Here is a 13,219-nt window from a genome sequence, read left to right on the forward strand (position 1 = left end):
GCTGGCGTCTTGCCAGTCGAGAGGGCACGGTCGACGCCGCGCCCTCATCACTTGACAGGACGTTATGCTCCCCAGGAGGCTACGCGACGACGCATACCCTCGATATCCAGCACGCCCTCGGCGAAGCCCTTGCGCACGAGCGATTCGGGCAGGAACTGGTCGTACTTGTTAAAGTACGGAACCTCGCCGGGATAGACAAGTTCTATAGGGTCAAAGTCGCTCTGCGCGGCCTCGGCACATACCTCGTAGAATGTCTCCTCGTCGGCGTCCATGCGGAACTGCAAAAAATAGGGGCGCGAGGGATCGAGGCCCTTGAGGCCTAGCTCTTTTGCGCATTTGATTTTAAGCAGGCGCTCGAGTGCCAGGAATGCATAGCTTCCAAGCCAGGGGAACAGTGCCCAAGTGTCGCCGCCCAGGTTGATGAGCGGACGCTCGGTGACGCCTCCGGCCTGTGCCACATGACGTGCCTGCAAGAGGCGTGCGCGGGCATTGCCCATAAGGTATGGATAGGAGCTGGTTTCGCGCAGAACGCGGCGCATGCGTTCGATCACGTGGGTGTTGATGTCTCCGGGGCAATCGCCAAAATAGGCGGGAACACGGCCTTTGACCTGCGTGCAGTACACCAGGCGGCGCTTGTGGTCCACCTCTTCGACAATCCAACAATGACCGGCAATGGCTATACGCTCGCCTGGCGGCGGCGGGTTGACGATGGTACCGAGCTCGGAGGATTCGCAGCGTACCGTGTACTCCTCGTTTTCTTGGAACACAGCGTAGAACTTGAATGAATTAGTAGTGCGCTCGCCTGTGATGCCCACGATGAGGCCACCGCGTTCCGTTTGTTCGATCTGATCGGTTTCCAGCAGGTAATGGAGCAGACAGCGCAGATCGTCAGCGGTCACGCGATGGAAGTACGAGAGCGTGAGCACACGACCCGCGAGCTCTGCGGGCGTGAGTTCACCGCAGGAGACAAGCGTGGCCATAATCTGGTGATAGAGCAAGCTATAGGGAAGGCGATCGAGTTGCGGGGGCTCGACCCAGCGCTCTTCCAGGTAGAGTTGTACGAGCGCTATGCCCTGTAGGAGCTTCCAGGGGATAGTTTCGGGCAACATCGAGCGCGGTTCGGGCTGCTCCTCGCGTATCACGAAGTGCATCTCGGGCGGGAGGTCGCGTCGGCCGGTACGACCCATGCGCTGAAGGAACGAACTTACGGTAAAAGGCGCATCAATCTGGAAAGCGCGCTCCAGGCGGCCGATGTCGATGCCCAGCTCAAGCGTGGCGGTGGTGACGGTGGTGAGCGCCAGCTCCTCGTCGCGCATGGCTTCTTCGGCGGATTGACGATATGAAGCCGAGAGGTTGCCGTGATGGATAAGGAATCGATCGGGTTCGTGCATGGCCTCGCAGTACTGGCGAAGAAGCGTGCACACGCTTTCGGCTTCCTCGCGTGAGTTCACAAAGACCAGGCACTTGCGCCCGCGCGTATGCTCAAAGATGTATCCGATACCGGGGTCGGCATCTTGCGGGGCGGTATCGCTCGGTGCCATGAGTTCTTGTTGAGCGGCGAGCGGAATGGAGACGACTGCGGCGTTGTTTTCCGGCGTATCCCGAGCGGTGCCCTGTACATGTGGAGGTTCCTGTCCCGTGGTTTCCTGGCGGGCAGTCGAAGCGGCAAGTTCGTGCGGTTCGGCATCCGGTTCGTATGCACGCGCAAGAACATCTTCTACCGAGGGGGCGCTTGCGGGCAGCGTTTCGACCGATATGACCTCGGCGGGTTGAGGGTCTGTCGAGACGGTAAGACGCTCTGTGGCCTGTGGGCCTGTGATGTAAAAGTGGTCCATGGAGAGGCGCCAGGTGCGGCGCGGCTCGTCAAAGCGGGGGATGATGGTGCCTCGTCCGGTGCCCGCAGCCAAGAAATCGCCCGTGCGCTCGGGGTCGCCCATCGTGGCGGAAAGGCCGATACGCCGCGGATTGACGCCCGCCATGGCGGAGAGGCGTTCGATGAGGCAGAGTGTCTGACCACCACGATCGCCACGCAGCAGGGAGTGAACCTCATCAATCACGATGAATCGCAGGTCGCCAAAGAGGCGCGAGATGGCAGAGTGCTTATGCAGCAGCAATGCTTCGAGGGATTCGGGCGTGATCTGCAGGATGCCGGAGGGGTTTTGCAGCAGCTTGCGCTTGTGCGAAGCGGCGACGTCTCCGTGCCAGTGCCATACCGGGATATCGGCCTGGTCGCACAGGTCGTTTAGGCGATAGAACTGGTCGTTGATAAGAGCCTTGAGCGGACCGATGTACAAGGCGCCCACGCTTGCCGGCGGGTCTTCGGAAAACAGCGTCAAGATGGGGAAGAATGCCGCTTCGGTTTTACCCGAAGCGGTGCTTGCGGTGAGCAGTACGTTTTCGTTGGTGTTGAAGATAGCGTCCGCCGCCGCCACCTGGATGGAGCGGAGGCTCTCCCATCCGTTTGCGTAGATAAAATCCTGCACAAAGGGCGCAAAGCGATCGAATGCATTCATGGTCAAGCCCTCCTTTCCGGTGGTGGGGTTTGCTTGCTACAGCGTGAACTCGGCAAAGGGCGTGGCACCTGCGTCCCCATTGCCGCTGTCGCCCGTGCTGCTCGACGTGGCGGGAGTGCCGGCACCCGCGATTGCCCCTTCGTCGCGCAGGAGGGCCGCGATGTCGACATCTGGGTTTTGATAGGCAATATCCAGCAGCTCAATAAAGTCGCGGATCACCTCGCGCGGCGTAAGGTGCGTGTCTGCCCCCACACGACCAAACTCGATCTGCAGGAAGGCAGCGAGATCCTTGTCGGTGATAGTGTCTTCGTAGCCAAAGTAGCCCGCATGAATCTGGCCGAGCTTCTCAATCAATACCAGCAGCTCCTCATAGGTGAGGGGGTGCAAGCGAATGATAGGGGCTAGCATGTCGCGCATGTCCTCGCGTGCAAAGCGCCCCTGCGTAAGACGGCTGCGAAGAGCCTCGTAGCTAAAGACGCCGCGACGGCGATCTTCGATGGAGGTGGGCGTGCCGCCCATGATGATGCCCAGGTGGTGCGCCTTGCCCTGTAGGGTATCGTTGTACATGGTGAGGATCTTCTCGTAGTTGTACTGGCGCGTGATGGCGTTGGGGATCTTGTAGAGGTTCACGAGCTCGTCAATCATGACGATGAGGCCCTTGTATCCGGCACCAACGAGGAAACGCGCGAGCAGCTTGACGTAGTCGTACCAGTCGTCGTCGGTGATGATGGTCGAGGTGCCCAGATCGGCTTTTGCCTCGGTTTTGGTGCGATATTCGCCGCGCAGCCAGCGGGCGACGCAGCTTTTTACCTCGTCGTCGCCTTCGAGGGTCGCGGCGCGATAGCGCACAAGCATGCGCGCAAAGTCGAATCCGTGGACCATCTCTTCAAGCTCGTCAAGTTGTGCGCGCATGTGCGATTCTTCATCGTCACCTGCGTCTTCGCCCGCGCGAATATCGAGCGTCGAGGCGACCCAACGATCCAAGATGAGGTTGAGGGCGCCGCCTTCGGGGCGCGTCTTGGTGGAGAGGTTGCGAATGAGCTCGCGGTAGGTGGCAAGCCCCTGCCCCTGGCCTCCCTGCAGACGCCGCTCGGGGGAGAGGTCGGCGTCGGCAACTACAAAGCCTTCACCCATGGCATGCGTGCGGATGGTTTGCAGCAAGAAGCTCTTGCCGGCGCCGTAGCGTCCAACCAGGAACCGGAAGCTTGCGCCGCCATCGGCAATGAGGGAAAGATCGGTTAAAAGCGCGCGAATCTCGGTCTCGCGACCTACGGTGATGTAGGGCAGGCCGATGCGCGGCACGACGCCGCCTTTGAGCGAGTTGAGAATCACGGCCGCCACGCGTTTGGGTACGCGCGGCACGGTATTGGACAAATCGGTCATGCGAGTATCTCCTCCACGTCCTCGCGGTAGTCTTCGATGATCTGCGGACCGTCTGGTCCGTACTCGATTGCGGTATCTCCAAGTAGGTCGAACAGGGCCTCGTTGATGGTGTCGACCATCATATCTTCGCTTGTGGACACGGCGGATAGCGCATGCGTGCGGGCGGTTGTGTCCGATGCGAGAAGGGCAGTCAGGTATTGGGTCTGGTTGGCATCGAGGGGGCGCGAGACGTCGTTGCCTGATGCGGGGCCGGTGACGGTGGGGGCGAGGCCTTTCGCAACGGCGCCGAAAGGTGTTGTTGCGGCAGCGCCGGCGAGTGGAGGCGCAGCCTTTGTCGAGCGCGCGGCGATATCCTGCGCCGTTTCGGGCAGATGGGGCTGCTGCGAAATGTCCGTCGCGGGGCTATCGTTGCACACGGGCTCGCCCGCTTTATCTGCAGCCGCCGTTGATTTGTCGAGCATTGCTTCGACAGACAATGATTCGACAGGCGACGTGCTGTTTGTCGCGGTCTCATTTGCGTCGATACCCTCGTCACGCTCCTCGTCGATGAGCAGCGCCTCGCGCACTTCGGCTGCGGCGTTTCGAATCTTATGCAGGCGAGAAAGGTCGATAGTGACCTCGACGGGGCGATGCGCGAGTGCCCAGGCATGGCGTTCGGATACCTCGCGTTCGATCATCTTCGCTATGTACTTGGGGATGTCGCTCTCCTTGAGGGGGTGGGCATAATCCCAGGCTTTGCGCATAGCGTAATCGACCGCTCGCATGACCGAGCCGAGCTTGGTGTTGCGCGCTCGCCCGCCGCGATACTTCTGGCAGCTCCAATAGCCTTTCTGACAGCGATAGCGATGGAGTTCGTCCAGCTCATATTCGCAATCGGGATGCATATTGGGGTCAAAGAAAACTGCCGAGGCAAACATCGTGTAGGGGAGCGAGATGTTCTCGCCAAACAGACTTTCGATAAGGGGGAGCTTGCGATGCTTGGCGTAGTGTTCCGCCAGGCGCAGGTAGACGGCGCATGCCACGTGGCGAAGATCGCCGTAGTGGTCCTTGGCGAATTTCGAGCCGGCGATGCGATAGGTTGAGAGCGTGTCGATAGCTCGAAAGAGCGGCTCTTCGACCTCGGGATTTGGCGGTATAAGAATCGGCGCACCGCCGCGGGAAGGGGTGCTTTGTCGAGAGACGTGCTGTTCGGCTATGGCGTGCGCGTGTTTGAGCGCGATAAGCGCGCGGTCGAACTCGAGGGTGCGACTGTCTTCCAAAAGCGATGCCGGCAGGTTGTGATAGACAACATAGTCTGCCAACCAGACGCGGACGTAGCGGTCGAGCTCGGGGGCAAAGGTGCGGTAAGTTTCCCAAAAAGATTTGATGGCCCGAAAGCCGTCTTGCGCGTCGGCGCAACCGATACCGCAGAGCAGCTCGTAGAGGTAGACAAAGGCAAAAGAGAGCGAGGTTTCCTCCACGTTGCCGGCACGTACCTGTGTACGCCAGGTAAAGTAGCCACGAAGCTGTCGGTCGCTCATGGCGTTGTATGTGGGCGAGTAAGCCTTGAAGGTTCCCTGGTAGGGACAATCGTCTTCGAAATCGGCCATGAGGGTTGCTTGAAGGTAGAAAAACTCATCCTCGCTAAGCCATCGTCCGCGCCTGCTGTCGGTGCCTTCTTGCCAGCGCGAAATGGCGCGCATCTCGCGGTAGCGGTCTGGCATATACGAGGACATCTGGCGCCCTGTGAAGATGATGGGTTCGTCGTTGTAGCGCGTCGAAGAGAAATGTGAGCTTTTATGGATGCGCTCGTCGGCATGCAGTTTTGCAATGAGCGCATTGATATCTCTATCCATGTTTTCGAGTGTCACGGACGCCTCCCCTCTTCGTTTAGGCTAGCTAATCATCATAGCACAGAAGCAAACAGATGTTCGTTTCTGTGAGGAGATGAGTATGATAGCGGAGAGGGCGGAGGTAACGATCAACATGCGGCGGAGGAATCAGCGGCCTTCTCGCCGTCATGATGCGCGTCTCAATGTGTGGCGGTAAATCGAACATTTCCGATCGAGTGGCGGTAAAACGTGCATCCCGGGTTCGTTTTCGATCGAAAGACGTTTCAAAAACCGCCGCTCGTCTAGAAATGCACGAAAAACCGCCACACATTTTGAGCCATCGCCCCGGGAATGCACGAAAACCGCCATCCAATGGAGGACGGCGGCGTTAAAGGCGGTACCGGAAGGCCGGAGATGTACGAAAACCCGCCACTTGTTAGCGGTCGTGTGACGGATGCGCCGCGAGGCGAGCGTACTTCGAGACAGATGTGCTGCGAGATGGGCGCGCCGCAAGGCCGTTCCCGCCAGGTCCCGCATCGGGTCTTAGTGCACCTTGTGCCCTTGTGAGGACTTGCGAATCCAGTGGAGAATCGCTTCGACCATAGGGATCGTAAGGAAAATTGCCCAAGCGGGATGCGCTTGGTTGCAGAAAAAGGCCATGTAGCAAAACCATGCAGCACAGGCGATGGGGTAGATGCTGCTGAGAAACGTAAGGGGTTTGTGCTGATCGATAAGGCTGCCAACCATGTAATACGCCGGAATCAAAAATACGAGCATGAGGCCGGGCAGCCAGGCGCTGTAGACAATCCCTCCGATTAAATAGGCCACGAGAACTACTGCCGGAAAAGGAAACTTGCTCCAGGCGCGGCCGAAGGGGCTGTGATGCCTGTTGCCTTGGAAATCGCAATGATCGTGAGCATCTTTCCAACTAGCATAGGTCTCGCCGTCGATGGTTACCGTGCCGTCTTCGTTGGTGTGTACGCTATGCCCGCCATCGGAAGAATCGATGTGCATACCACTGGGGCCGATGTGCACGTGCTCGCCACGGCGCTCATTTTCCACATGGATACCGCTCCATCCCACGTGGACCTCTTCTCTTTTTTCGGGGTCGACAACGTGGATGCCCTCTTTTAGGGAGATATGAACGCGCTCACCGCGCTCGCTTGCATGAAAGTCTGGTCTATCGTCGTCTGAAAGCTCCGGCTCGTCTGCCTGTTCGCAGACGTCATCGTTGTGTGCGCCCTCAGCGGCGGGAGTGGGCTTTTCCCGTTCCGTCTTTGTCGCGTTCGACTGTGCGGGCGAGACGTAAAGCAGCTCGTCAAGTGAGACTTCGTAGAGGGCTGCGAGCGCGATAAGGTTGTCGGTGTCGGGGGAGGATTCGCTACGCTCCCATTTGCTGACAGCCTGACGGCTCACGCCGAGCTTGTCGGCGAGTGCCTCTTGCGAAAGACCGGCGGCCTTTCTTCTATCAACGAGGCGCTGTGCCATCGTGGGGTCCATATCGTTTCCTTTCGTGGGAAGGTGCTTGCGGACGCGTCTGTCCTCAGTGTGCGCAAAGCACTCCGGCGCCTCCACCGCCTTTGGTTGGAATTTTAGACCTACCTTCGCAACTATTTGTTGCAACCATCCTTTTACCTGCGAAGACGTAACATGCATTCCCACAGCGGCTTGCGGAGGGTGCGAGCCGGCATGCGGCACGGTAAGATGTGGCTGCTGAGATGAAGCTTACACATGAAAAAGGGGTGCGAGCCAAAATGACCCGCACCCCTATTAAGACGAGATGCTCGACGGCGTTCCACTGTGGTCTACGTTTCAAGCAAGATGAAACGCTCGGCGAGAGGCACTCGCGCACCCGCCTTTACGCAGCCTCTTCGAACTGCGAGTTGTACAGCTCGGCATAGAAGCCGCCGCGAGCGAGGAGCTCCTCGTGGGTGCCTTCCTCCACGATATCGCCGTCGCGCAGGACGAGGATGACATCGGCATTGCGAATCGTGCTCAGACGATGCGCAATCACGAAGCTCGTACGTCCTTCCATAAGGGTATCCATGGCGCGCTGGATGAGTTCCTCAGTACGCGTGTCGACGTTTGAGGTTGCCTCATCCAAAATCAGCGCGGGACGGTCGGCGAGCACCGCACGGGCGATGGTCACCAGTTGACGTTGACCCTGGGAGAGGTTGGTGCCCTCCTCGTTGATCATGAAGTCGTAGCCGCCGGCGAGCGTATGGATAAAGTGGTCGCAGCGCGCTGCCTTGGCTGCCGCTTCGACCTCTTCGTCGGTGGCGTCGGGGCGTCCATAGCGAATGTTCTCGCGGATCGTGCCGTTGAACAGCCATGTATCCTGCAGCACCATGGCGAACTGCTCGCGCAGGGCCGTGCGGTCCCAGTCGCGCACGTCGACACCGTCGACACGCAGACTGCCGCCGTCAACGTCGTAGAAGCGCTGGAGCAGCTTGATGAGCGTGGTCTTGCCGGCACCGGTGGGGCCGACGATCGCCACGGTCTGGCCGGGCAGGGCATCGCAGGTGAAGTCGTGAATGATGGTCTTGTCGGGCGAGTAGCCAAACTTGACGTGCTCGAATTCCACATGGCCTTGGCGCTTCTCGGGAATCTGAGGGACTGCGGCCTGCTCCTCCTCGGGCGCTGCCAAAAACTCGAAGACGCGTTCGGTGGCGGCTGCCATGGACTGCATCGTGTTGCTCACGTTGGCGAGCTGCTGCACGGGCTGGGTGAAGTTGCGCACGTACTGGATGAAGCTCTGGATATCACCCGGGGTGGCGTTGCCCGTGAGCGCGAGCTGCGCGCCCACCACAACTACGGCCACGTAACCCATATTGCCCACCAGGCTCATGAGCGGCATCATCAAGCCGGAGAGGAACTGCGAGCGCCAGCCCGAGATGAACAGACGGTCGTTTTTCTCGTCGAACTCTGCTACGGAAGCATCGGCGCGGTCGAACACCTGGATGACGTTTTGACCGGCAAAATCTTCCTCGATAATGCCGTTGACAGCGCCAAGGACCTGCTGTTGCTCACGAAAGTATGGCTGCGAGAAGTGCATCATCACGCCCATGATCACGGCGGCGACCGGCAACGTGACCACGACGACGCCGGTGAGCGGCAGACTGATGGATAGCATCATCACGAGCACGCCGATAATCTGCGTGATGGAGGTGATGAGCTGCGTCACGGACTGATTGAGGCTTTGTCCCAGCGTGTCGACATCGTTTGTGATGCGCGAGAGCACGTCGCCCTTGCTGTGGCCGTTGAAGTAGCTCATGGGGATGACGGTGATCTTCTGGGCGATCTCCTTGCGCATGCGATAGCAGATCTTTTGCGTGACGCCTGTCATGAGCCAGCCCTGGACGAGGTTGCATGTGGAGCTGGTGAGGTAGAGACCCAGCAAGAGCAGCAGCGTCTTGCCGATCCAGCCGAAATCGACTGCACCGGTGCCTTGGACCTTGGCGACAAGGCCCTCAAAGAGCTTGGTGGTCACCTGGCCCAAGACCTTGGGGCCCACGATGTTGAAGATAACCGAGGCCATGGCGAAAGCGGCTGCAAAGAAAACGGCCACTTTGTGGCGACCCACATAGCTCAAGAGCTTGAGCATGGTGCCCTTGAAATCCTTGGGCTTTTCGACTACGCGGCCGGGTCCGCGCCTGCCCATAGGGCCTGCCGGCCGTGCCTGGCGCTTGGGCGCCACGGTTTTGCTCATCTCATCGGCCATTAGCGGACACCTCCTTCCTGAGCGCTGCCATCCATGACGGCGGCGATTTCATCTTCACTGAGCCCGAGTTCCCGTGCGGAGAGCTGCGACTGGGCGATTTCAAGATAGGCGGGGCAGCGGCGCAAGAGCTCCTCGTGCGTACCTTGACCCACGACCGCGCCCTCGTCGAGCACGATGATCTGGTCTGCATGCATGATCGTGGCGATGCGCTGGGCCACCACGACGAGCGCTGCGTCTTTCTGGGTGCGTGCGAGCTCTTCGCGCAGCAAGGCGTCGGTCTTGTAATCGAGCGCGCTGAACGAGTCGTCAAAGACCACGACCTCGGGGCGCTTTGCCAAAGCGCGTGCGATGGAGAGGCGCTGGCGCTGGCCACCGGAGACGTTGGATCCGCCCTGGCTGATTTCTGAGGCAAAACCGCCTTCGCGTTCCTCGATGAAGTCGCTTGCCTGTGCGATGCGGGCCGCTTCGCGCATGTCCTCATCCGTCACGGACTTGCCGGCGAACTTGAGGTTCGATTCGACGGTGCCGGAGAAGAGCATGCCTTGCTGGGGGATATACCCCACGCGGCGACGAAGCTCGGAGAGCGGAAGATCGCGCACGTCGATGCCATCGAGCAGAATCTGGCCGCCGGTGACGTCGTACAGGCGCGGAATAAGCTGTACAAGCGTCGACTTGCCCGAGCCCGTGGAGCCTATGATGCCGAGCATCTGACCCGCGTGCACGGTGAAGCTGACGCCGCCGATAACGTCTTGTCGGGCATCGGGGTACTGGAAGCTCACGCCGCGGAATTCAAGCTGCCCGTGAACGCCGTCTGCTGCAGGGAGCTTAGGCGCCCGGGGCTCTTTGATGGAGCTCTCGGTGGCGAGCACCTCGTCTACGCGTTCGGCGGCGACCTCGGCGCGCGGCAGCATGACCGAGACCATGGTCAAGATCATGAACGCCATGACGATCTGCATGGTGTAGGAGATGAACGCCATCATGTCGCCCACCTGCATGACGCCTTCGCTCACGCCGTGACTGCCTGTCCAAACGATAAGGACGGTGACGCAGTTCATAACAAACATCATGAGCGGCATCATGAAGCTCATGGCGCGGTTGGTGAACAGCTGCGTTGTCATGAGGTCGCACGACGCCTCGTCAAAGCGCTCGAGTTCATGCTCTTGCCGGCCAAAGGCGCGGATGGGCATGATGCCGTCAAGGATCTCGCGTGCCACGAGGTTCACGCGGTCTACGTACTTTTGCATCTTCTTGAACTTGGGCATAGTGAGTCCCATGAGCACGCCAACGACGGCGGAGACCGCGATGACGGCCACGCCGATGGTCCACTCGAGGCCGGTGTGAGTGGCGAGCACGCGCATAACGGCCACGATGCCCATGATCGGTGCCATCATGACCATGCGGATAAAGAGCGTGGTTGCCATCTGGATCTGCTGAATATCGTTGGTGCAGCGCGTGATGAGCGATGCCTGGCTAAACTTGCCCACTTCGGCAGGCGAGAAATGCATGACCTTATTGAATGTCTTGCGGCGCAGGTCGCGCGCGATGGTGCAGGCGGTGTGCGAGGCGACGGCGCCCGTGAGGATAGTCGCCACAAGGCTTACGGCGCACAGGGAGAACATCTTGACGGACGTGCTTGCAAGATAGGAGTTCTGAACATCGCTCGGGGAGATGCCCTGCGCCTTGTATTCCTGCTGCACGTAGGTGATGGCGCGCTGGGTGACAATGGATCCGCTCATGGAGCCCATCTCGTCGGCCATCTTGTTGGCGCCCTCGACGAGCTTTGAGCGCTCAACAAGGCCTCCCTCGACAGCGATACGCATGCTCTTCATGGTGATCTTGCCGCCGTCGGCATCGATCTGCTCTTGCATCTTTGCCGCCGCCTGTGCCTTTTGCTGCATGGCGGCAAGCTCCTCGGGGGTCATGGCTGCCATCTGTTCGGGCGTAGGCGCGGAGGCGCCGGCACTCTCACTCGATTCCTCACCGGTCATGTCGCTCATCGAGCTGGCGTCGATGCCCTGTTCGAGCGAAAGCGCGGCGGTCTCGGGCAGGCTCATGATATTTGTGAGCGCACCCTCGTCCCCGCGGTCCTCTTCAGAGCCGATGTAGGTGCGAATCCCGCTGCGATCGGCTTTGCTATAGGCCGCCTCGACTCTCTTGGCGTCGCCTTTGGTCATGAAGAGTTCAAGGTCTGAAAGAGAATCGTCGCGAATGGTATCGGGCACCGGAGAGGTGATGCCGCCCTGCTGGATGCCCACGTCGACGATCTCGCTCATGAAGCTGGGCAGCGCTAGGTCGGCGTTGCAGCTGATGACGATCAGCCCGATAGCGACGAAGAGCGCCAAGATGTGGTTCTTGAAGAGCTTGATGATGCGCATGCGCGGCCTCCTTTCTTATTTGTTGGTCGTTGGTGTATCGCAAAAGCCGTTTTCCGGCTTGGGGTTTTCGCTATAGAGGATTTCGCGCAGTCGCGCTCCCTGGTTCTTTTCGATGATTTCGTTCATGCGGTGAACGAGGCGCACGAGCTCGTGGGCATCGTCGGGCCCGAGCTCAGCAAGAAATTCTCCGGTCTTGCGTCTGGAGAGCCTGCGCTTCTCTTCCAGGGCGGCAACGCTGCGATCGGTAACGTTGACGATTACGCGTCGGCGGTCGGTTTTGTCGGGTTCACGGGTTATCCAGCCTTTTGCCTCGAGGCTCCGCAGGATATTCGCAACGCGAGGAGTGGAGATCCAGGCACGGTCGGCAATCTGGGAAGGGCTGAGCTTTCCGTCTGCAAGCATGAGCGCGCGCATGACTGCCATTTCGCCCGAGACGGTGTTGCTTACGCGCGTCGACATGAATCGGCGCATCGAGCTGAATTCGCGAATAAGTTGCTGCGCGAGGTCTTCACATTCGTCTGCCACGCAAACTCCTTAACACTAGAAACAATTACGGGGGATAACAGTACCCCCGCCGCCGTTGGATAGACAGCTTGATGCAAAATCTTCAAATTACTGGGGAAGGCCGGTGGGGCCTTGTTGACTGTTTTGCCAGGCGTGTGTGGCTGGCGAGGATGCGCTTATCTTTCGCTATCGATGCCAAATTGCTTGTTGAAGGCGAAGAATCGGAAAAAGTCCCGGCTGCGCGCAAACGAGGCTGCGGGGGTCTGCATGCCCAATGGAGCGCATTGCCTTTTCGAGAGGTTCGCCCAGACGCGCGGCACACACGAGCAAGTCGATCGCCTGCGAGATAGGGCGACGATAAGCGCCAAGGCGTGGGAGACGGTACAGGTGCTCGAAGGTCTCGGCACCGCCAAGGAGTAACGCGCCTCCCCAGTTGGCGCCCATCTGCTCGATGTCATGTTGCAATGCGGCGAGTGCCTGATGTTCAGTTTCCTGCGGGCTCGAATCGCTATGGGCGACAGCGTATATAAGGGGGTCGTTGGGGCGGGGGAGGCCCTTGACGATGCGTTCAATCGCTTTGCTGGGCACGCATGCGTGGGTGCTTTTGGCAGCAAGAGGGAAGACGAGCACGAGCGATGCCGGCTCCGCCTGCTGCGTCGTTTCCTGCCATGTTTTGAGCTCCGTCAACTCGACCTTTGGCGCCTGTGTCTTGGAGAGGCGCGAGTAGGCGGCAACGGCGTCGGCAAAGTCGCGGGCGACGCGAACGGATATGCGCAGTTGCTTCGCTGCAATGGCAGGGTCAGCGCTGCTGTCACAGGCGGATAGCACGATGATGCGGCGCTGGGCTTTATCTCTCATCTTGCCTTCCTTCCTGGGCTCTGGCGGTTCCGACTCCCCTTGGGTCGCGAATCG

The 13,219-nt window shown here is 59.7% G+C and carries 8 protein-coding genes; all 8 read right to left on the reverse strand.

Features of this window, described 5'->3' with window-relative positions; all coding sequences use genetic code 11:
* Positions 1-62 precede the first annotated feature (62 nt).
* Complete coding sequence (locus HF320_RS02335; RefSeq protein WP_169276879.1) at positions 63-2,513, reverse strand: DEAD/DEAH box helicase; 2,451 nt, start codon at positions 2,511-2,513, stop codon at positions 63-65.
* A 36-nt stretch (positions 2,514-2,549) separates the two neighbouring features.
* Positions 2,550-3,896, reverse strand: coding sequence for an ATP-binding protein (locus HF320_RS02340; protein WP_169276880.1), 1,347 nt, complete (start codon positions 3,894-3,896; stop codon positions 2,550-2,552).
* Positions 3,893-5,746: a TerB N-terminal domain-containing protein gene (locus HF320_RS02345; RefSeq protein WP_349290686.1), complete on the reverse strand. Its 1,854-nt coding sequence runs from the start codon at positions 5,744-5,746 to the stop codon at positions 3,893-3,895. Before HF320_RS02345 ends, HF320_RS02340 begins: the two co-directional genes overlap by 4 nt.
* Positions 5,747-6,250: 504 nt before the next feature.
* Complete coding sequence (locus HF320_RS02350) at positions 6,251-7,207, reverse strand: helix-turn-helix domain-containing protein (RefSeq protein ID WP_169276881.1); 957 nt, start codon at positions 7,205-7,207, stop codon at positions 6,251-6,253.
* A gap of 358 nt (positions 7,208-7,565) precedes the next feature.
* Positions 7,566-9,428 (reverse strand): ABC transporter ATP-binding protein, encoded by a 1,863-nt coding sequence (locus HF320_RS02355; protein ID WP_169276882.1) that lies wholly within the window; start codon positions 9,426-9,428, stop codon positions 7,566-7,568.
* Positions 9,428-11,803: an ABC transporter ATP-binding protein gene (locus tag HF320_RS02360; RefSeq protein ID WP_169276883.1), complete on the reverse strand. Its 2,376-nt coding sequence runs from the start codon at positions 11,801-11,803 to the stop codon at positions 9,428-9,430. The genes HF320_RS02355 and HF320_RS02360 overlap by 1 nt, the downstream gene beginning before the upstream one ends.
* Positions 11,804-11,818: 15 nt before the next feature.
* Positions 11,819-12,328 (reverse strand): MarR family transcriptional regulator, encoded by a 510-nt coding sequence (locus tag HF320_RS02365; protein ID WP_169276884.1) that lies wholly within the window; start codon positions 12,326-12,328, stop codon positions 11,819-11,821.
* 165 nt (positions 12,329-12,493) lie between these two features.
* Complete coding sequence (locus HF320_RS02370; protein ID WP_169276885.1) at positions 12,494-13,165, reverse strand: hypothetical protein; 672 nt, start codon at positions 13,163-13,165, stop codon at positions 12,494-12,496.
* Positions 13,166-13,219: the final 54 nt, after the last annotated feature.

It is taken from the genome of Collinsella acetigenes (genome assembly GCF_012844445.1).
GTDB lineage: Bacteria > Actinomycetota > Coriobacteriia > Coriobacteriales > Coriobacteriaceae > Collinsella > Collinsella acetigenes.

What these genes read in the sequence shown, in the direction of transcription:
- HF320_RS02335 (WP_169276879.1), bottom strand. Translation starts at nt 2,513, where the DNA reads ATGAATGCATTCGATCGCTTTGCGCCCTTTGTGCAGGATTTTATCTAC.
- HF320_RS02340 (WP_169276880.1), bottom strand. Translation starts at nt 3,896, where the DNA reads ATGACCGATTTGTCCAATACCGTGCCGCGCGTACCCAAACGCGTGGCG.
- HF320_RS02350 (WP_169276881.1), bottom strand. Translation starts at nt 7,207, where the DNA reads ATGGACCCCACGATGGCACAGCGCCTCGTTGATAGAAGAAAGGCCGCC.
- HF320_RS02355 (WP_169276882.1), bottom strand. Translation starts at nt 9,428, where the DNA reads ATGGCCGATGAGATGAGCAAAACCGTGGCGCCCAAGCGCCAGGCACGG.
- HF320_RS02360 (WP_169276883.1), bottom strand. Translation starts at nt 11,803, where the DNA reads ATGCGCATCATCAAGCTCTTCAAGAACCACATCTTGGCGCTCTTCGTC.
- HF320_RS02370 (WP_169276885.1), bottom strand. Translation starts at nt 13,165, where the DNA reads ATGAGAGATAAAGCCCAGCGCCGCATCATCGTGCTATCCGCCTGTGAC.